The organism is Geminicoccus harenae (assembly GCF_019800005.1).
Lineage (GTDB): Bacteria > Pseudomonadota > Alphaproteobacteria > Geminicoccales > Geminicoccaceae > Geminicoccus > Geminicoccus harenae.
The window spans coordinates 25,959-44,719 of sequence record NZ_JABGCL010000009.1 but is presented as its reverse complement, the minus strand read 5'-3'; the positions used below and the strand labels follow the sequence as shown (position 1 = coordinate 44,719).

General features: G+C 69.5%; 16 protein-coding genes. 10 read left to right on the top strand and 6 right to left on the bottom strand.

Annotated features, from left to right (window positions below; genetic code table 11):
- The first annotated feature begins 100 nt into the window (after positions 1–100).
- Positions 101–331, top strand: a complete 231-nt coding sequence (locus HLA95_RS10240; protein WP_222183231.1) for a sulfurtransferase TusA family protein — start codon at positions 101–103, stop codon at positions 329–331.
- Between the two features lie 16 nt (positions 332–347).
- Here the strand turns inward: HLA95_RS10240 and HLA95_RS10235 are convergent, their stop codons facing one another.
- Positions 348–2,390: a 4Fe-4S binding protein gene (locus tag HLA95_RS10235; protein ID WP_222183230.1), complete on the bottom strand. Its 2,043-nt coding sequence runs from the start codon at positions 2,388–2,390 to the stop codon at positions 348–350.
- A gap of 106 nt (positions 2,391–2,496) precedes the next feature.
- Here HLA95_RS10235 and HLA95_RS10230 point away from each other — a divergent pair, with 106 nt between their 5' ends.
- The 9 genes from HLA95_RS10230 (at position 2,497) to HLA95_RS10190 (ending at position 11,216) form a co-directional block, all read left to right on the top strand.
- Positions 2,497–3,243, top strand: a complete 747-nt coding sequence (locus HLA95_RS10230) for a biotin/lipoate--protein ligase family protein (RefSeq protein WP_222183229.1) — start codon at positions 2,497–2,499, stop codon at positions 3,241–3,243.
- A gap of 37 nt (positions 3,244–3,280) precedes the next feature.
- Positions 3,281–4,306, top strand: coding sequence for a DUF6352 family protein (locus HLA95_RS10225; protein ID WP_191061059.1), 1,026 nt, complete (start codon positions 3,281–3,283; stop codon positions 4,304–4,306).
- Positions 4,303–4,818 carry a DUF3305 domain-containing protein gene (locus HLA95_RS10220; RefSeq protein WP_191061060.1) on the top strand — a complete coding sequence of 172 codons (516 nt, stop codon included), beginning with the start codon at positions 4,303–4,305 and terminating at the stop codon, positions 4,816–4,818. Before HLA95_RS10225 ends, HLA95_RS10220 begins: the two co-directional genes overlap by 4 nt.
- On the top strand, positions 4,815–5,513 hold the full coding sequence (locus tag HLA95_RS10215) for a DUF3306 domain-containing protein (RefSeq protein ID WP_222183225.1): 699 nt from the start codon (positions 4,815–4,817) through the stop codon (positions 5,511–5,513). The genes HLA95_RS10220 and HLA95_RS10215 overlap by 4 nt, the downstream gene beginning before the upstream one ends.
- A 220-nt stretch (positions 5,514–5,733) precedes the next feature.
- Positions 5,734–6,363: a TorD/DmsD family molecular chaperone gene (locus HLA95_RS10210; protein WP_191058502.1), complete on the top strand. Its 630-nt coding sequence runs from the start codon at positions 5,734–5,736 to the stop codon at positions 6,361–6,363.
- A 38-nt stretch (positions 6,364–6,401) separates the two neighbouring features.
- Positions 6,402–6,617 carry a formate dehydrogenase gene (locus HLA95_RS10205; protein ID WP_191058501.1) on the top strand — a complete coding sequence of 72 codons (216 nt, stop codon included), beginning with the start codon at positions 6,402–6,404 and terminating at the stop codon, positions 6,615–6,617.
- A gap of 4 nt (positions 6,618–6,621) precedes the next feature.
- Entirely contained in the window at positions 6,622–9,564 is a 2,943-nt protein-coding gene (locus HLA95_RS10200) for a formate dehydrogenase subunit alpha (protein ID WP_191058500.1), read from the top strand.
- Between the two features lie 17 nt (positions 9,565–9,581).
- Positions 9,582–10,181: a formate dehydrogenase FDH3 subunit beta gene (fdh3B, locus tag HLA95_RS10195; RefSeq protein ID WP_159717257.1), complete on the top strand. Its 600-nt coding sequence runs from the start codon at positions 9,582–9,584 to the stop codon at positions 10,179–10,181.
- Between the two features lie 57 nt (positions 10,182–10,238).
- A complete protein-coding gene (locus HLA95_RS10190; RefSeq protein WP_222183223.1) occupies positions 10,239–11,216 on the top strand; it encodes a formate dehydrogenase subunit gamma in 978 nt (325 codons plus the stop codon).
- 47 nt (positions 11,217–11,263) lie between these two features.
- Here the strand turns inward: HLA95_RS10190 and HLA95_RS10185 are convergent, their stop codons facing one another.
- The 5 genes from HLA95_RS10185 to HLA95_RS10165 all read right to left on the bottom strand — a co-directional run bounded on the left by HLA95_RS10185 (position 11,264) and on the right by HLA95_RS10165 (position 18,672).
- The gene (locus HLA95_RS10185) at positions 11,264–11,458 is read right to left on the bottom strand and encodes a hypothetical protein (RefSeq protein WP_191058499.1); all 195 of its coding nucleotides are present in this window, start codon (positions 11,456–11,458) and stop codon (positions 11,264–11,266) included.
- A gap of 111 nt (positions 11,459–11,569) precedes the next feature.
- Entirely contained in the window at positions 11,570–12,223 is a 654-nt protein-coding gene (locus HLA95_RS10180; protein WP_222183221.1) for a hypothetical protein, read from the bottom strand.
- A gap of 172 nt (positions 12,224–12,395) precedes the next feature.
- The gene (locus HLA95_RS10175; RefSeq protein ID WP_191058497.1) at positions 12,396–14,906 is read right to left on the bottom strand and encodes a glycogen/starch/alpha-glucan phosphorylase; all 2,511 of its coding nucleotides are present in this window, start codon (positions 14,904–14,906) and stop codon (positions 12,396–12,398) included.
- Positions 14,907–14,971: 65 nt separating this feature from the next.
- Positions 14,972–17,377 carry a phosphoketolase family protein gene (locus HLA95_RS10170; protein ID WP_191058496.1) on the bottom strand — a complete coding sequence of 802 codons (2,406 nt, stop codon included), beginning with the start codon at positions 17,375–17,377 and terminating at the stop codon, positions 14,972–14,974.
- Positions 17,378–17,640: 263 nt separating this feature from the next.
- Positions 17,641–18,672 (bottom strand): L-idonate 5-dehydrogenase, encoded by a 1,032-nt coding sequence (locus tag HLA95_RS10165; protein WP_222183219.1) that lies wholly within the window; start codon positions 18,670–18,672, stop codon positions 17,641–17,643.
- Between the last annotated feature and the right edge of the window lie 89 nt (positions 18,673–18,761).

Genomic DNA, 18,761 nt, shown 5'->3' with positions numbered 1-18,761 from the left:
GGCCCCGCCCGGCTGCTGCCGGGCAGCGGACAATCTACTGACACATCCAACCCGCCCGGTTTAATCCTGCCTCGCCATCACGTGACTGCCCGGAAAGCCCATGACCGAAACCCGTCTGGACCTGCGCGGGCTGGTTTGCCCGCTGCCGGCGCTGAAGACCCGCAAGGCCCTCCAGCGCCTGGCGCCGGGCGACCTGCTCCAGGTGCAATGTACCGACCCCAAGGCGGCGGTCGACATTCCGCATCTGGTGGAGGAGACCGGCGACGCGCTGGAGGAGCAGCACAGCGACGGCGAGACGATCACCTTCGTCATCCGCCGGCAGGCCGGCTGAGGGAGCAGCGGGCCGCTCATGCCAGCCCGGCCTTGATCCGCGCACGTTCCGCCAGATCGTCCTCGATGGTGCGGGGAGGCTGCTGCTGCGGCATGTCGTGGGGGTCGAAGCTCTCGTTGACGACCGCCTCGACCCGGCAGTCCTCGCACATCATCAGGACGCGCATCCGGTCCTGGCCGGCCAAGCCCGAGAACATCCAGTGCCGGCCCTGGAGCTTCGCCACCACGCGCTCGATGGAGGCACGGGTCCCGAACGGCTTGCTGCAGACGGTGCAGTGGAACGGCTCCTCCTCCTTGACCAGCCGGGCCGGGGAGTTCCAGGCGGCGAAGTCGAGTTGGGGCTTCAGCCGGATCACGTCCTCGGGGCAAGTCCGGGCGCACAGGCCGCACTGCACGCACAAGGCCTCGCGAAAGCGCAGCGTCGGCCGCTCCACGCCGTCGGTCAGCGCCTGGGTCGGGCAGGCCGACACGCAGGACATGCAGAGGGTGCAGCCGTCCACGTCGAAGTCGAGCCCGCCGAAGGGGGCGCCGGCCTCGAGCGGCACGCAGTCGACCGGCGCCGGTGCCGCGGCGTGCAGTTCGCGGAACGCCGTCTCCAGCACGCTGCGCTTGCGCCCGGCCGGCACGAAGCGCGCTGGCACCCGCGCAGGCCTGCCATGCGGTGCCTCGGCCAGGGCCTGGGCTAGGCCGTCCGGATCGTCGGTAGCGATGATGGCGACGGGAGGTGCCCCGGTGCCGTAGCCCAGCGCCTGGAGGATCGTGTCGGACAGGCTCACCATGCGCTGCAGCGCCACGATGTCGTGCTTCGGCTTGGCGCGGCACAGGAAGTGGGCTCCCACGGCCCCGTAGGCGAACAGGGCGGCCACCACTTCCGGGCCGATCTCCGTCACCTCGTTGACCCGGACGGGCAGGACGTTGGCGGGGAGGCCGTCGCCGAACCGGGCGAGTGCCTGGATCAGCGGCTCGCCATGGTCGCCGTCGTGGAACAGCACCACGGCATCCCTGCCGCCTGCCGCCTGGTAGGTGGCCATCAGCCGGTGCAGCCGGCGCATCAGCACGTCCGTGGGCGGCAGCGCATAGGTGGCGGCCCCGGTCGGGCAGACCGATGCGCAGCTGCCGCAGCCGGCGCAGACATGGGGGTCGATCAGCACATGGTCGCCGCCGGGCGAGATCGCCCCGGTCGGGCAGACCTCCAGGCAGCGGGTGCAGCCGGTGATGCGCGAACGGGAATGGGCGCAGAGGTCCGCCTGGAAATCGACATAGCGCGGCTTGTCGAACTCGCCGACCAGGTGCGAGGCCTGGAACAGCGCCCGCTCGACGGCGGCGGGGTCGCGCGGGTCGGCGCGCACATAGCCGTAGCGGACCTCGTGGGCGGGAAAGAGCGGCGTGCCGCCGGTGAGATCCAGGATGATGTCGCAGCGCGAGGTGGCGCCGTTGCGCGGCATGCCGAACGCCAGCTTGGCGCGGGAAGAGGGCGCCGGGACGGCATAGTCGTCGATGCGCAGCTCGAAGGCGCCGAGATGACCCTTCGCACCCACGATCGTCCCCTGCAGCACCGGGAACTCGCCGATGCGCAGCGGGCTGACCTCGCCGGGCCGGGTCAGGAGCACCGTCACGTCGAGCTGGTCGGCCAGGCGGTGCGCCGCCTCGATCGCCAACTCGTCCCGGCCATAGACCAGCGTCACCCCCTTGCTCTCGAACGGGACGAACGGGAAGGAGGGTGCGGGCTCGGCGGCAGCAGCCAGCAGCGCTGCCATCTTCGGCCCGGCATCCTGGGCTTCGGCGGACCAGCCGGCGTGTTCGCGGATATTGGCGAAGGCCACCCGCTCCTCCGCCGCCAGCTCCGCCGCCACCTCGCCGAACAGGGGCGCTTCCTGGGTGCAGGAAACGGTGACCGGCCCGCCGTCCGAGAGGACGGAGCGGAACCGGTCGAGCTCGCGTCGGCAGAGCTGGTCGGCGCGCTGGATGCTGCCGCCGCAGCCGCGGGCGATGGCGGCCTCGTCCAGCGGCACCGTTCCCTCGCAGGAACATACGATCACAGTCCTATCGCCTTGCGGCATGCTCGCTCGTCTCCCCGCTGAAGGCGTCTTGGCAGTTCCCGTACCCGACCAATGGCAGCAAACTGGAATCGATCAAGACAGGACAGCCCGACCGGGGGAAGCCTCGTTGACCACCGCCACCGTGCCAGCCGCCGCGACGGCCCTGCCCGACCTGCCGCCCGCCTACCGGCTGGCCGTGCAGAACGAACCGGGTGCGGCCTTTGCCCATGCCTGCCGGCTGGCGCCGGATGCCGGGGCGGGTACGCTGGTATGGGTGCCGCGGCCGGACGTCCTGGAACTCGCGGTCGTGCTGGAGCCGGACGAAGCGCTCCGGCAGGCCAGGCGGGCGTTCTTCGCCGGGATGGTCGCCACTGCCGATGCGATCGCCGCCGCCTGCGCGCCGGAAAAGCCGATCGGCTTCGATTGGCCGGACGCGATCCGGTTCGACGGCGCCAGGCTGGGCGGCGGCCGGCTGGGCTGGCCGGAGAACTGCGGCGAGGCGGACGTGCCGGGCTGGCTGGTCTTCTCGATCATGCTCATCGCGTCGAAGCAGGGGGCCGGCGAGCCGGGGCTGACGCCGGATTCCACCGCCCTCGACGAAGAGGGCTGCGCAGCGGATGGCCTGGCTGACCTTGCCGGGCAGTTCGCCCGCTACCTCATGCGCAGCTTCGACACCTGGTATCACGAAGGCTTCGATCCGATCGGCAACCGCTATCTGGCCAGGCTGAACCTGGCAGGAACCGCCCGTCTCGAGGAGAACGGGGACCTGATCCTGCGTCATGCCGCCAGCGCCCCGCCCGAACGAATGGAACTGCTCAAGGCCCTGCGCGTTCCATCCTGGCTCGATGAAAAGACCGGACGCCCGCATCTGTGAGGACGAAGTCGCTGCGCATGTACGGGAGAGCCGGTTCGTGAGGGAATTCTGGGTTTCCAGCGGCCACCATCTGACCCGCCGGACCGAGAAGGGGGAGCTCGCCGTCACCGAGGGGCTGCTCCAGGCCTATCTGGCCCGGCCCGAGCTGGTGCCGCCGGAAGAGGCCTGCCTCGCGGAGCGCCGGCTCCATGCCGCACTGCTGGCCGAGCCCGGCCGCCCGGTGGCGCCGGACGAGCTGGCAGCCCTGGCCGATCCGGATGCGCGACAGAACTGGGAGGTCATGCTGCGCTTCCGCGACCGGCTGGTGGCGGCGGGCTCGGTCGAGGCGGCCTATCGCCAGCTCGTGCACCAGAGGGCCGGGCACCTGCCGGCCCTGTTCCTCGACCAGCTCGTCCACCTGATCCTGCGCAACGCGCTGGACGGCTGCGACGATCCTTACGTCCTCCGCGCGGCCGAGCTGATGTTCCGCCCGCAGCGCGCGTCCTTCCACGATGGCACGCTGCTGCTGGCCGACGACGAGATCGTCGAGGCGAGAGAGCAGGCGGTGGGTCGCTCGCCGCTGCTCGCCATGCTGGGTCGGGAGCCGGTGGCCGAGCTCGACGTCATGAACCGGGACAATGCCTGGACCTACTGGAGCCGCTCCGACGCCTTCACCATGGTGCTGAACCTGGGCTCCGACCCGGCCGGGCGGGAGGCCGTGGCGCGGGCGATCGAGGCCTGGGTCGGCCATGTGCTGCAGGTCGCGGTGCAGGTCGAGCCGGTGGCGGCGATCGAGGACCGGGAATGGCGCTGGTTCGTCGGGCTGGACGCCGAGGGCACGCGGATCGGCAATGCGCTGTGGAGCGGCAGCACGCTGAGCGAGGACGAGCGGATGCGGGTCCTGGCCCTGTTCCGCCTGTTCTTCCGCGATCCCGAGGACGCCGAGGCGGCGGTGCGGGGTTATCCGGTCTACCTGATCCTCGCCATGGCGCCGGACCGGCGCGTGCGGATGAAGCCGCAGAACCTGGTGGCAGGGCTGCCGGTCCGGGCCGGCCGGCGCGCTTCGGCAGGAGAGAACCCATGAAGCCCGAGGACCATTTCGAGGTCGGCCTGATCGTCGCCAGGCGCAGGCTGAAGGGGCCGTGGCTGGACCATGCCTGGCTGCCGGCATCGGTGCTGCCGGGCGTTCCCGCGGCCGCACCGGGGACGCGGCTCGGCGGCGACGCGCAGGAGGAACTGTTCTACGCGGGCGGCTTCGAGGTGACGCTCCACCCCAGCGCCACCAGCCATTATCGTGACAACCTGACCTCCGGGCGGCCGTCCTTGTGGGTGGCGCTGCGGCGCACGGCCGGCGACGAGTATGCGGTGGCGACGGTCACCGCGGATCCCTACGAGGGCGAGGCGCTGGTGGATGGGCTGGAGGCGATCGTCGAGCCGGTGCCGATGCCACCCGCCATCCAGGCCAAGGTCGCGGCATTCTTCGAGGCGTTCCACCAGGAGCGGACCTTCGTCAAGCGCAAGCGCAGCCGCGCCGATCCCGAGGCGCTGGCGCGCGGTGCGGTCGGCACGGGCGGGCAGAAGGAGCGCAGGTCGTGAGCGACGAGGCGGATTTCCTGTCGCGCTGGTCGCGCCGCAAGCTGGAGGCCCGCAGGCAGCCGGCAAGCGAGAGCGAGGCGGCGGAAGTCTCCGGCGAGTTGGAAGTGTCGACCGAGCCTAGTGCCGCACCGCCAGCGGTCGCGGATCAGGCCGCGGTAGCCGAACCCGATCTGCAGGAAGAATTGGCCAGCCTGCCCTCGGTCGAGGAACTGACGGCGCAATCCGACCTGACGCCGTTCATGCGCAAGGGCGTCCCGGCGGCGCTGCGCAACGCAGCACTCCGGCGGATGTGGGTCCTGGACCCGGCCATCCGCGACTATGTCGGCGATGCACGCGACTATGCCTATGACTGGTCCGTTCCGGGCAGCGTGCCGGGCTCGGGGCCGCTCGCCAGGACGGAGGAAGTGATCAACGCCGCGCGCCGGATCGTGGGACAGCTTCCCGCCACGCCGGAAGCCGTCCCTGAACCCGCGCCAGGCGAGGTGCCGGTCGCCGCGGATGACCCTGCGCCTGCATCCCTTGCCGGGAGCGCTGCGGCGGACCCGCCGGCCGTTGCCGCCGCCCCGCAGGCACTGCCCGCCGCTGCGCTGGAGACGTCCGGACCCGGGCCACGCCAGGCGGCGCCGACCATGCCGGATCATGCAGCGGAACGGCCGATCCGGCACCGCCGGCACGGCGGGGCCGTGCCGATCTGATCCGGCGGCTGACCAATGCCGGGCGGCGGAATGTCCTCAATCAGTGCAGACTATGTCTAGACAGACGGCCATCGCCCGAGAATGTTAAGGAAACTGGCGTTCGACCCTTCCGGCAGATTGCGGTCGTGGCATGATATGTCCCCGACACAGGCTGCCGGTCCCGAGCCTGGCACAGGGGCGGCTTCGGGTGACGGCTGGGGCATTGCGGAACGGGAGCGGCATGGGCGGCGAACCCAGCATCGACGAGATCGACCTCCTTCGGGCCCATGAGTACCACCTGCTGGCCCTGCTGCTCGGCCGGCAGCCGACTGCCGAGCTGCTGGCACGGCTCGCCGGGCTGGAGGGCGATGGCAGCCCGCTCGGACAGGCCCACGCGGCACTGGCCGAGGCTGCGGCCACGGCGGACCCGGCGGTGCTGGAGCGCGCGTTCTTCGATCTGTTCATCGGCATCGGCCGCAGCGAGCTCATCCCGCATGCCTCGTACTACCTGACCGGGTTCCTCCACGAGCGGCCGCTCGTAGGCATCCGGCAGGACATGGCGGCGCTCGGGATCGAGCGTGCGGCGCATGTGCATGAGCCCGAGGACCATCTGGCCATCCTGTGCGAGACCATGGCCGGTCTGGCGTCCGGCCGGTTCGACGCCGGGCGGGGGAGCGAACGGCAGTTCTTCCGCCGGCATCTGGAGCCCTGGGCCGGGCGGTTCTTCGGGGATCTGGAGCAGGCGGCATCCACGCCCTTCTACCGCAGCGTCGGCACGGTCGGGCGGCTGTTCATGGAGATCGAGGCCAGTGCGTTCGCGATGGATGTGGCAGCCGTATCGCCGGGAGCCGAGCGGCGTGCCGCCGGTTGATGAGTGATGGGCCGGCCGGGAAGTCAGGGGAGGAAGACATGAGCGAGCAGCAGGATGGCAGGTCCCTCGGGCGCCGCAGGTTCTTCCGCGCGCTCGGCACGGGCTCGGTGGCAGCCGCGGCCGGTGCGGTCATGGGCGCCAAGGACGCCCAGGCCTATGACCCCGGCCCGGAAGAGACCAAGGCACGCTACCGCGAGACCGACGATGTCCGGGCCTTCTACCGGACCAATGGCTACGAGACGCTGAGGAAGTAGGGCCATGCTGATCAAGCGCAGGAGCGGCGAGGCGGGCCGCGCCAGGATGCCGGTCGAGATGGTGGCCCAGGGGAGCGGGGGCACGGACCGCCGTGCCTTCCTGCGCCGCTCGGGCCTGGCGGTGGGCGGCCTCGCCGCCCTGGGCTCGCTTCAGCTCGGTTCCGTCCAGAAGGCCAAGGCCGCGGGCAGCGCCGTTTCCGGCCCGCAGGTGCAGATCAGGAAGAACATCTGCACCCATTGCTCGGTCGGCTGCACCGTCACCGCCGAGGTGGTGAACGGGGTCTGGGTCGGCCAGGAGCCGTCCTGGGAAAGCCCGATCAATCGCGGCACGCACTGCGCCAAGGGTGCCGCGATCCGCGAGATCGTCGGCGGCGAGCGGCGCCTGAAATATCCGGTGAAGCTGGTAGGCGGCCAGTGGCAGCGGATCAGCTGGGAGCAGGCGGTCGACGAGATCGGCGACAAGCTCCTGGACCTGCGCGAGAAGGCCGGTGCGGATTCCGTGCTCTGGCTGGGCTCGGCGAAGTTCACCAACGAGGCCGCCTATCTCCTGCGCAAGTTCGGCGCCTTCTGGGGCACCAACTCGGTCGACCATCAGGCGCGCATCTGCCACTCGACCACGGTGGCGGGCGTCGCCAACACCTGGGGCTATGGCGCCCAGACCAACTCCTACAACGACATCCGCAATTCCAAGACCATGATCATCATGGGCGGGAATCCGGCGGAAGCGCATCCGATCGCCATGCAGCACGTGCTGGCGGGCAAGGAGATCAACCGGGCGAACCTGATCGTCATCGACCCGCGCTTCACCCGCACCGCCGCCCATGCGACCGAATATGTCCGGATCCGCTCCGGCACCGACATTGCGGTGGCCTGGGGCCTGCTCTGGCACATCTTCGAGAATGGCTGGGAGGACCAGGACTTCATCAGCCAGCGCGTCTACGGGATGGACGACGTCCGCAAGGAGGTCGCCAAGTGGACGCCGGCCGAGGTCGAGCGGGTCACCGGCGTGCCGCCGGAGACCATGCGGCGCGTCGCCGAGACGTTCGCCAAGCAGAAGCCCTCGACGGTCATCTGGTGCATGGGGGTGACCCAGCACTCGGTGGGCACCGCCAACGTGCGCGCCTTGTGCAATCTGTGCCTTGCGACCGCCAATGTCGGGGCGCCCGGCACCGGGGCCAACATCTTCCGCGGCCACACCAACGTCCAGGGTGCCACCGACCTCGGCCTCGATTCCACCAGCCTGCCGCTCTACTACGGCCTGGTCGAAGGTGCGTGGAAGCATTGGGCGCGGGTCTGGGAGGTCGAGTACGAGTGGCTGCAGTCGCGCTTCGATGAGGTGCCGGCCAAGGGCGGCCGCAAGGCGCGCAGCCGCAAGGAGAACATGGAGACGCCGGGCCTCACCTCGACCAGGTGGTTCGACGCGGTCCTCCTGCCCGAAGAGCAGATCGACCAGCGCAGCCCGCTCAAGGCCATGTTCGTGATGGGCCATGGCGGCAACACCGTCACCCGCATGTCCGAGGCGGTGAAGGGCGTGGAGAGCCTGGACCTGCTCGTGGTCGTGGATCCGCACCCGACCTCGTTCGCCTCGATGTCGCAGCGCGCCGACAACATGTATCTGCTGCCGGCCTGCACCTCGCTCGAGATGGACGGCTGCCGGACCGCCTCGAACCGTTCGCTCCAGTGGGGCGAGCAGATCGTGCCGCCGATCTTCGAATCGAAGAACGACTACGAGATCCTCTACCGGTTCGCGGTCAAGCTCGGCTTCGCCGACCAGATGTTCAAGAACATCAAGGTCGAGAACGGCGTGCCGCTCCCCGAGGACATCCTGCGCGAGATCAACCGGGGCGGCTGGTCCACCGGTTATTGCGGCCAGTCCCCGGAACGCCTCAAGGCGCACATGAAGAACCAGGGCAAGTTCGACCTGGTCTCCCTGCGCGCACCGATGGACGACCCCGAGGTCGGCGGCGACTATTACGGCCTGCCCTGGCCGTGCTGGGGCAAGCCGGAGATCCGCCATCCCGGCTCCGCGGTCCTCTACAACACCAGCCTCCATGTGAAGGATGGCGGCGGCACCTTCCGCGCCCGCTTCGGCGTCGAGCGCAACGGCGAGACCCTCCTGAGCGAGGGCTCCTTCTCCGCGGGCTCCGAGCTGACCGACGGCTATCCCGAGATCACGATGGGAGTGCTCAGGAAGCTCGGCTGGGACCAGGACCTGACCCCGGAGGAGCTGGCGGTCATCGAACGCATCGGCGGCAACGACATCGACACGGTAAGCTGGGCCACCGACCTCTCGGGCGGCATCCAGCGCGTCTGCCTGGACCATGGCGTGTCGCCCTACGGCAATGGCAAGGCGCGGGCCAATGCCTGGAACCTGCCCGACCCGGTGCCGGTCCATCGCGAGCCGGTCTATTCGCCCCGCCCGGACCTGGTGGCCGACTACCCGACCCGCCCGGACGAGCGCCAGTTCCGCCTGCCCAACCTGGGCTTCTCGGTGCAGCAGGCGGCCGTCGAGTCCAACCTCGCCCAGAACTTCCCGATCATCCTGACCTCGGGCCGGCTGGTCGAGTACGAGGGCGGCGGCGAGGAGACCCGCTCCAACCGCTGGCTCGCCGAGCTGCAGCAGGACATGTACGTGGAGATCAACCCGGCCGATGCCGCCGACCGCGGCATCCAGAACGGCAGCTTCGTCTGGGTGTCGGGTGCGGAGAACGAGGCGCGGGTCAAGGTGAAGGCCCTGGTGACCGAGCGGGTCGGCAAGGGCGTGGCCTTCATGCCGTTCCATTTCGCCGGCTGGTACCAGGGCGAGGATCTCCGCCACCGCTATCCCGGCAACACCGATCCGGTGGTGCTGGGCGAGAGCGCCAACACGGTCACCACCTATGGCTACGACCCGGTGACCAACATGCACGAGGGCAAGGCCACGCTTTGCCAGATCCAGCCAGTCTGAAGCGGAGGGGAGCACGCATGGCTCGCTTGAAATTCCTGTGCGACGCGAACCGCTGCATCGACTGCAACGCCTGCGTCACCGCCTGCAAGAACGAGCACGACGTGCCTTGGGGCATCAACCGCCGCCGGGTCGTCACCATCAACGACGGCAAGCCGGGCGAGCGCTCGGTGTCGATGGCGTGCATGCACTGCACCAACGCGCCCTGCGCGGCGGTCTGCCCGGTCGACTGCTTCCACGCGACCGATGACGGCCTGGTGCTCCACTCCAAGGAAATATGCATCGGCTGCGGCTACTGCTTCTACGCCTGCCCGTTCGGCGCGCCGCAATTCCCCCAGGCCACGAATTTCGGCTCGCGCGGCAAGATGGACAAATGCACCTACTGCGCCGGCGGGCCGGACGCGGACCTGTCGGAGGCGGAGTATGTCCGCTACGGCTCGAACCGGCTGGCCGAGGGCAAGCTGCCGCTATGCGCGGAGATGTGCTCGACCAAGGCGCTGCTCGCCGGTGACGGCGAGATCATCGCGCAGATCTACAAGGAGCGGGTGGTGACGCGCGGCTACGGGTCGGGTGCCTGGGGCTGGAAGACCGCCTACGGCGAAACGATCACCGTCACCTGACCAGGAAGTGCCGCACACCCGGCCGACATCGCTCCAGGAGCCGTACAGGAGGATCCCGTGACCCATGGACTGAACCGGATCCGGGCGCTGGTCGTCATGATCGCCCTCGCCGTCGCTTGCCTCCCGGCCATGACCGGGCCGGCAGGGGCCCAGGAAGCCGGGGCCCAGGCGGTCAACCCGACCGCCATGTCCGTCCAGGCGGATGACCTGCTCCAGCAGGAAGGCAAGCTCCAGGGCTATCTCGCCCAGCCCGACCCGAAGCTCGCGGTCCTGGAGCAGCCACAGGGCCGGCAGTGGCGGGTCTTCCATGAATCCTGGCTGCCCTGGGGCGCCGGCATCCTGATCCTGGCGGTGGTCCTCCTGCTGGGCGGGGTCTACCTGGTCAAGGGGCCGATCCAGGCGGACGAGGTCTCCGGCATCAAGATCCTCCGCTTCAACGTGTTCGAGCGCTTCACCCACTGGCTGACTGCGGTCAGCTTCATCATCCTGGCGCTGAGCGGCATCAACTACATCTTCGGCAAGCGCTACCTGATGCCGCTGATCGGCCCCGACGCATTCGGGACCCTGTCCCAGTGGGGCAAGTATGCGCACAACTACCTGGCATGGCCGTTCATGCTGGGCGTCCTGTTCATGATCGTGGTCTGGGTGAAGGACAACTTCCCAAAGCGCGGGGTCGACTGGGCCTGGCTGAAGGCGGGCGGGGGCGTGTTCAACAACACCCATCCCAGTGCCGGCCGCTTCAATGCCGGTCAGAAGCTGATCTTCTGGTGGGTGGCCCTGGCCGGCATCGTCATGTCGGTCACCGGCATCATGCTGCTCTTCCCGTTCGCGGCGTTCGGCGTCAACGGGATGCAGATCACGCAGGTCGTCCACTCGGTGGTGGGCTTCTTGTTCATCGCCGTGATCATCTTCCACATCTATATCGGCACGCTCGGCATGGAGGGTGCCTATGACGCGATGGGCAGCGGCGAGGTCGACGTCGCCTGGGCCAGGGCCCATCACGACCTGTGGGTCGAGGAGCAGTTGCGCCGATAGTCGACGAGGTGCCGGGGAGGGCGCGCCGCTCGGGCGCGCCCGCCGCTTCAGGATTCCTGTGCGGGCGGGACGGGAGCCAGGCCGGACCAGTCGGGGCCGACCAGGTTGTGCCCGGGATGATCGACATAGGCGCCGCTGCCCGCAAAGCGCTGATAGGCGGGCTCGTGGAACTGGCCGAGGATGGCCGATACCGCCACGGCCAGGAGAATGGCCACAACGGCGCTTACCAGGAACACCTTCATCGAGAACCTCCACGGTCAGGCAGTTGACGATCCAAGGCACCGGCAGCCGGGTGGCCCGCTGCTGCCGGTGAGGCAGGCCAGCTTCGCGCCCGCATGGCCGCGCTGCCCCGGCTAGGGCTGCTGCCCCGCCCCGAAGAACTTCGGATCGAGCGCGGCCAGCGCCAGAAGGGGTGCCGGCATGGTGATCCCGGCCCGGCGCATTTCCTGCGCCACCGCCCGGCACTGCCCGATGTCGCCGGTCTGCGCGGCCGCCTGGGCCTTCTCGACCTGGGCGGGATTCGGATCGGTGGTGGGCGGCGGGGCAGCCGCTCCCGTGGACGGGCCTGGGACCTGCTTCGCTTCCGCCGACGTGGGTGCTTCCGCCTTCTGTGCTGCCGGCGTCGCAGCCTGTTCCTGCCCGGCCGGTTCGTCCTCGGCCCCGACCTGCGGACCGGGCGTGCCTGCGCCGGACGGCGCGATCGGGCCGCTCATGCCCGACGCCTCCTGCGAGGCGTCGTTGCCGCCTTCCGGCTGCGGCGCCGGCTCCTCCTGCGAGGGAGCCTCGACTGCCGTGGCTGCCTGTGGTGGGGAGTCATCTTCCTCCGACCGCTCCTCCTCCGGGCGCTGCACGAAGGCCAGCAGTTCCTGGCAGAGATCCGCCGGCCCGCGACGCGCGGCCGTCTCGGCCTGGCCTCCTGCAGCCTCTGTTGGAGCCGGGGACGGCTGCTCCGACTGTGCGCCGGCGGCCGCCGGAATGATCACCGAGAGGCCGGCGACCGCAACCATCAGGGGGCCTCGCATGGTCAATCCTCTCCTCGCGGGCAGCTTCACGAACCTGCGTCTCGTCCATGGGGTCCGGACAACTCTAATCGAGAACTTCCCCGGACGCCGCATGTTCCATCCGCGCTGCCGGGGCGGCGCGCGACAGGGGCGTCCGCGATGGCGGCGGATGGCCTGCCTAGGGCACCGGGCACGGGCTCGCCTGCCAGATCTCGGACGCATATTCGGCGATCGTGCGGTCGCTGGAGAACCGGCCGGAATGGGCGATGTTGGCAACCGCCATCCGAGCCCAGCGGTCCCGGTCGGCATGAGCCTCGAGCAGCCGCCGGTCTGCGTCGAGATAGGCGGAAAGGTCAGCCAGGTGCATGTAGCGGTCGCCGGCCTCCAGCAGGGCATGGCGCAGCGGCAGGAACGCGCCCGGCTCGTAGCGGCTGAAATGGTCCGAGAAGATCAGGTCCAAGGCGGCACGGGTCTCGGGCTCGTGCGCGTAGTGCCACCAGGGGCTGTACCAGGAGCGGCTGTCGGCCACCTGCTGCGCGGTCAGGCCGAACAGGAAGAAGTTTTCGTCCCCGGCCGCCGCCGCCATCTCGATGGTGGCGCCGTCGCGCGTGCCGATCGTGATGGCACCGTTCATCATGAACTTCATGTTGCTGGTGCCGCTGGCCTCGTAGCCGGCGGTCGAGATCTGGTTGGACACGTCGCTGGCCGGGATCAGCCGCTCGGCCAGCGACACGTTGTACTCGGGCAGGAACACGAGCTTGAGGCGGCCGCGCACGCACGGGTCGCCGTCGATCGTGCCGGCCAGGTTGTTGAGGAACTTGATGACCAGCTTGGCCGGCTCGTAGGCGGGGGCAGCCTTGCCGGCGAAGAAGAAGGTGCGCGGCGCCATCTCGAGATCGGGGTTCTCGCGGAGGCGGCCGTAGAGGATCACGATCCGCAGCCCGTTCAGGAGCTGGCGCTTGTACTCGTGGATGCGCTTGACCTGGCTGTCGAAGATCGAGGCTGGATCCACCACGACGCCGGAGGTCGCCTTCAGCCAGTCGGCGAAGCTGGCCTTGGCCCGGCGCCTGGCCTCGTGCACGGCGTCGCGAAAGCCGGTGTCCTCCGCAAGCGGCGCCAGCCTTTCCAGCTCGGCGAGGTCGGTGATCCAGCGATCGCCGATCGCGGCCGTGATGCTGCCCGCAAGGGCCGGATTGGCCAGGAGCAGCCAGCGCCTCGGCGTCACCCCGTTGGTCTTGTTGCCGAAGCGCTCGGGATAGAGTTCCGCCAGGTCCCGGACCGTGACCTTGCGCAGCAGCTCGGAATGGATCGCCGCCACGCCATTGGTGCTGTGCGAGCCGACGATCGCCAGATGCGCCATGCGGATGCGGCGGTCGCCGTCGGTCTCGATCAGGCCGGTGCGCAGGACGCGCCCCTCGTCGCCGGGGAAGCGGGCGCGCACCTCGGTGGCCAGCCGGCGGTCGATCTCCAGGATGATCTCGAGCTGGCGGGGCAGGAGCCGCTCGAACCAGCGCAGCGGCCATTTCTCCAGGGCCTCGGGCAAGAGCGTGTGGTTGGTGTAGGCGAGCGTGCGCCGGGTCAGGTCCCAGGCCTCCTCCCAGCCCAGGCCCGCCTCGTCCAGCAGGATCCGCATCAGTTCCGGCACGGCCATGGCCGGATGAGTATCGTTGAGCTGGATCGCCACCTGGTCCGGCAGGCTGCGCCAGTCACCGTTGCCGCGGCGGAAGCGGCGCACCAGGTCGGCCAGCGAGCAGGCGACCAGGAAATATTCCTGCACGAAGCGCAGGCCCTGGCCCATGCTGGTGGAATCGTCCGGATAGAGCACCCGGGTCAGCGATTCCGCCGACAGCCGCCCCGCCAAGGCACTCACGAGCTCCCCCGCACTGAAGGCGGCGAAGTCGAAGGCATCGGGCGCGGCAGCGCCCCACAGGCGCAGCGTGTTGATGTTCTTCCCGCCATAGCCGACCACGGGGCGGTCATAGGGGATGCCCTGCAGGGTCGAGGGGCGGTCCATGACCACGCCGAGCGTGCCACCGCGCACCTCGAACGAGCAGCCGAGCCGCACGTCCACCGCCTCGTGCGGCCGGGCGACCTCCCAGGGGTCGGGCCGGCGCAGCCAGTTGTCGGGCTTGGCCCGCTGCCAGCCGTCCTCGATGACCTGCCGGAAGATGCCGTATTCGTAGCGCAGCCCGTAGCCCATGGCGGGGAGCTGCATCGTCGCCATGGAGTCGAGAAAGCAGGCGGCTAGCCGGCCGAGGCCGCCATTGCCGAGCCCGGCATCCGGCTCCTCCTCGACGAGGGCCTGCCACTCGGCCCGATGGTCCCGGATGGCCTCCTGCACGATCGGGTCGAGGCGCAGGTTCAGGATATTGTCGGCCAGCGAGCGCCCGAGCAGGAACTCCATGGAAAGGTAGTAGACCCGCTTGGCCTTCCTGCGATCATAGGTGCGCTCGGTGCGCAGCCAGCGCTGCGAGAGCACGTCCCGCACCGAACGCGCCGCCGCCTCGTAGCGCTCGCGCGGCCCCACCGCCGCGCTCGCGACCACGTTGTCGAACATGAGGTGGCGCTCGTAGAGCGCGTCGGCGGTGCCGGTGAAGCGGATGGGCCCGCATTCATACTGCTCGAGGAGCTCGGCGAGGCGAGGGGAAGCCTGCTCGTCTCTCCCGGGGCCCGTCCTGGCGCTGCCCATCCTGTTTCTCCTCCCCGATCGAACCGGCCGCGTCGGTTCAACCGCCCGGTCCGGACCCTGCCGGCTCAGACATTGTCCGCCCCGGTCGAGCTGGCCGCCGGCGCAGCCCCGGCTTGGCCCCAGGTCCAGCCGGCGACCTCCGGCATGTCGTCGCCATGCCTGGTGATGTACTCCTTGTGCTCGATCAGCTTGTCGCGGATCGCCTGCTTGGCATAGGCGGCCCGCGCCCCCAGCTTCGGCACCCGGTCGATCACGTCGCCCACCAGGTGGAAGCGGTCGATGTCGTTCATCACGCACATGTCGAACGGCGTGCTGGTGGTGCCTTCCTCCTTGTAGCCGCGCACATGGAGGTTGGCGTGGCCGGTCCGCCGGTAGGTCAGGCGGTGGATCAGCCAGGGATAGCCGTGAAAGGCGAAGATGATCGGCTTGTCGGTGGTGAACAGCGCATCGAAGTCCTTGTCCGGCAGCCCGTGCGGGTGCTCGCTGTCGGGCTGCAGCTTCATCAGGTTCACCACGTTGACGACCCGGACCTTCAGCTCCGGCGCGTAGCGGCGCAGCAGGTCGACGGCGGCCAGCGTCTCCAGGGTCGGCACGTCGCCGCAGCAGGCCATCACCACGTCCGGCTCGCCGCCCCGGTCGTTGCTGGCCCACTCCCAGATGCCGAGGCCGGCCGTGCAGTGCCGGACCGCCTCGTCCATGGTCAGCCATTGCGGGGCGGGCTGCTTGCCGGCCACCACCACGTTCACATAGTTGCGGCTGCGCAGGCAGTGGTCGGTGACCGAAAGTAGGCAGTTGGCGTCCGGCGGCAGGTAGACCCGGACCACCTCGGCCTTCTTGTTCACGACATGGTCGATGAAGCCCGGGTCCTGGTGGCTGAACCCGTTATGGTCCTGGCGCCAGACATGGCTGGACAGGAGATAGTTCAACGACGCGATCGGCCGCCGCCAACGGATGTCGTTGCACACCTTCAGCCACTTGGCGTGCTGGTTGAACATCGAATCGACGATGTGGATGAACGCCTCGTAGCAGGAGAAGAAGCCGTGCCGGCCGGTGAGCAGATAGCCCTCCAGCCAGCCCTGGCACTGGTGCTCGCTCAGCATCTCCATCACCCGGCCATCGGGCGCCAGGTGCTCGTCATAGTCGTGGCGCTCCGCGACCCAGGTCCGGTCGGTCGCGTCGAGCACGTCCTGCCAGCGGTTGGAGTTGTTCTCGTCCGGGCTGAACAGGCGGAAGTTGCGCGCCTCCAGGTTCAGCTTCATCACGTCGCGCAGGAACCGGCCCATGACCTGGGTGGATTCCGCCACCGCCGCACCCGGGGCTGGCACCTCGACCGCGTAGTCGCGAAAATCGGGCAGGCGCAGGTCGCGCAGGAGCACGCCACCATTGGTATGCGGGTTGGCGCTCATCCGCCTTGTACCTCGCGGCGGCAAGGCGGCCAGTTCCGGCTGCAGGCGCCCAGTCTCGTCGAAGAGTTCGTCCGGCCGGTAGCTCTGCATCCATTCTTCCAGGATGCGGACATGGTCGGGATTGTCGTGCATCCCGCCCATCGGCACCTGGTGCGATCGCCAGAAGCCCTCGGTGCGCTTGCCGTCGATCTCCTTGGGGCAGGTCCAACCTTTCGGCGTGCGCAGCACGATCATCGGCCAGCGGGGACGGGCCGTGACGCCGTTGGCCGCGGCGTCCTCCTTGATCTGGCGGATCTCGGCCAGCACCCGGTCCAGGGTCGCCGCCATCAGCTCGTGCATCGTCGCCGGGTCGTCGCCCTCGACGAAATGCGGCGTGTAGCCATAGCCGCGGAAGAGCTGGTCCAGCTCCTCGTGGCTGATCCGGGCCAGCACGCAGGGGCTGGCGATCTTGTAGCCGTTCAGGTGCAGGATCGGCAGGACCACGCCGTCGCTGACCGGGTTCAGGAACTTGTTGGAATGCCAGCTCGTCGCCAGCGCCCCGGTCTCCGCCTCGCCATCGCCGACCACGCAGGCGACGATCAGGTCGGGATTGTCGAACGCGGCACCGAACGCATGGGAGAGCGAATAGCCGAGCTCGCCGCCCTCGTGGATCGAGCCCGGCGTCTCGGGCGCCACATGGCTGGGGATGCCGCCCGGGAAGGAGAACTGGGTGAACAGGCGCTTCAGGCCCGCCTCGTCCTGCGAGACGTTCGGATAGACCTCGCTGTAGGTGCCCTCCAGATAGGCGTTGGCCACCAGGGCCGGGCCGCCATGGCCAGGCCCGGTGATGTAGATCATGTCCAGGTCGTGCTGCCGGATCAGCCGGTTCAGGTGCACGTAGATGAAGTTCAGCCCAGGCGTGGTGCCCCAGTGGCCCAGCAGGCGCGGCTTGATGTGCTCCTTGGCCAGGGGCTTCTTGAGCAGCGGGTTGTCGTAGAGATAGATCTGGCCGACCGACAGATAGTTGGCCGCGCGCCAGTAGGCGTCGATCAGCCCGCGTTCCTGGTCGGATAAGGCATTGGTCATGGCCGGCCCCTGGTCGTCCCGTCGTTGATGCGCTCGATGCGGCGGCAGGCAGGATGTCGACTTCTGGTCCGCCAGCACCTCGATGTCCCTGCCGGGCGTCCCGCAGCCGATCCGCCAACCAGCCTCGGCTGCCGCCGGATGTTCCGCCGGTGCCCTGCGACTGCCCGGCACGCGTAGGAAAGACACGGCCGATGCGATGGTTGCGACGTGCCCATGGCTTCGCCTCCCGCGGTCCCGGCTGCAGCGGCGCGGGATCGCCCCCCTCAGAACGTGAGCTGCACCTTCATCGCGCGGGAGCGGTCGGAGGCCAGCTCGAAGGCCTCGATCGCCGATTCGAACGGGATGCTCGCGGTGAGCAGGGGCGTGACGTCGATCAGGCCCTGGCCCATCAGCTCCACCGCCAGCGCGAACTCCTCGTCGAAGCGGAACGTGCCGCGCAGTTGCAGTTCCTTGGCGACGATCGTGTTGATCGGCAAGGTCATGTCGCCGCCGATGCCGAGCTGGACGATGACGCCCTGCGGGCGCAGCACATCGAGTGCGCCACGCACCGCCGCCTCGCTGCCCGAGGCCTCGAACAGCACGTCGAAGCTGCCCTTGTCGGCAGTGTAGGGAGCCAGCGCATCGGGGCTGCCGGCCGTGTCCAGCGCTTCAGTGGCCCCGATGCGTCTGGCCAGGGCCAGAGGCTCCGGTGCGATGTCGGTGGCCACGATCAGCGAGGCGCCGGCGAGCCGCGCGCACATCACGGCGAGCACGCCGATCGGCCCGCAGCCGGTGACCAGCACGCGCTTGCCCAGGAGCGGCCCGGCCCGGCGCGCGGCATGGAGGCAGACCGCCAGCGGCTCGGCCATGGCCGCTTCGCTCCAGCTCAGCCGGTCGGCGATCGGGACGGCCTGGGCTGCGGACACGACCAGGCTCTGGCAGAACCCGCCCTGCACATGGGGCATGCGCATGGCGCTGCCCAGAAAGCGCATGTCGAGGCACTGGTTGTGCAGGCCCTCCTGGCAGTAGCGGCACTGGCCGCAGGGCCGGCTCGGGTTGACCGCGACCCGCTGGCCGACCGTGCGCGACGCCACGTCCGGGCCCAGCTCGGCGACCGTGCCGGCGATCTCGTGGCCGAGCACCATGGGCTCCTTGATGCGCACGACGCCGAAGCCGCCATGGCGGTAATAGTGCAGGTCGGAGCCGCAGATCCCGCCGGCGGCGATCTCCACCCGGACCTCGCCGGGGCCGGGGGATGGGGGGGCGACCTCGTCGATCCGCAGATCTTTGGGCGCATGAATGACGACGCCGCGCATCGCTTGGGCTCCGTTCTCGATCAAAGGGGCAGGGCGGCCGGGTTGCCGGCCGGGCCGGTGGTGGCGACGGTAGACCCGCGGGCGCGCCG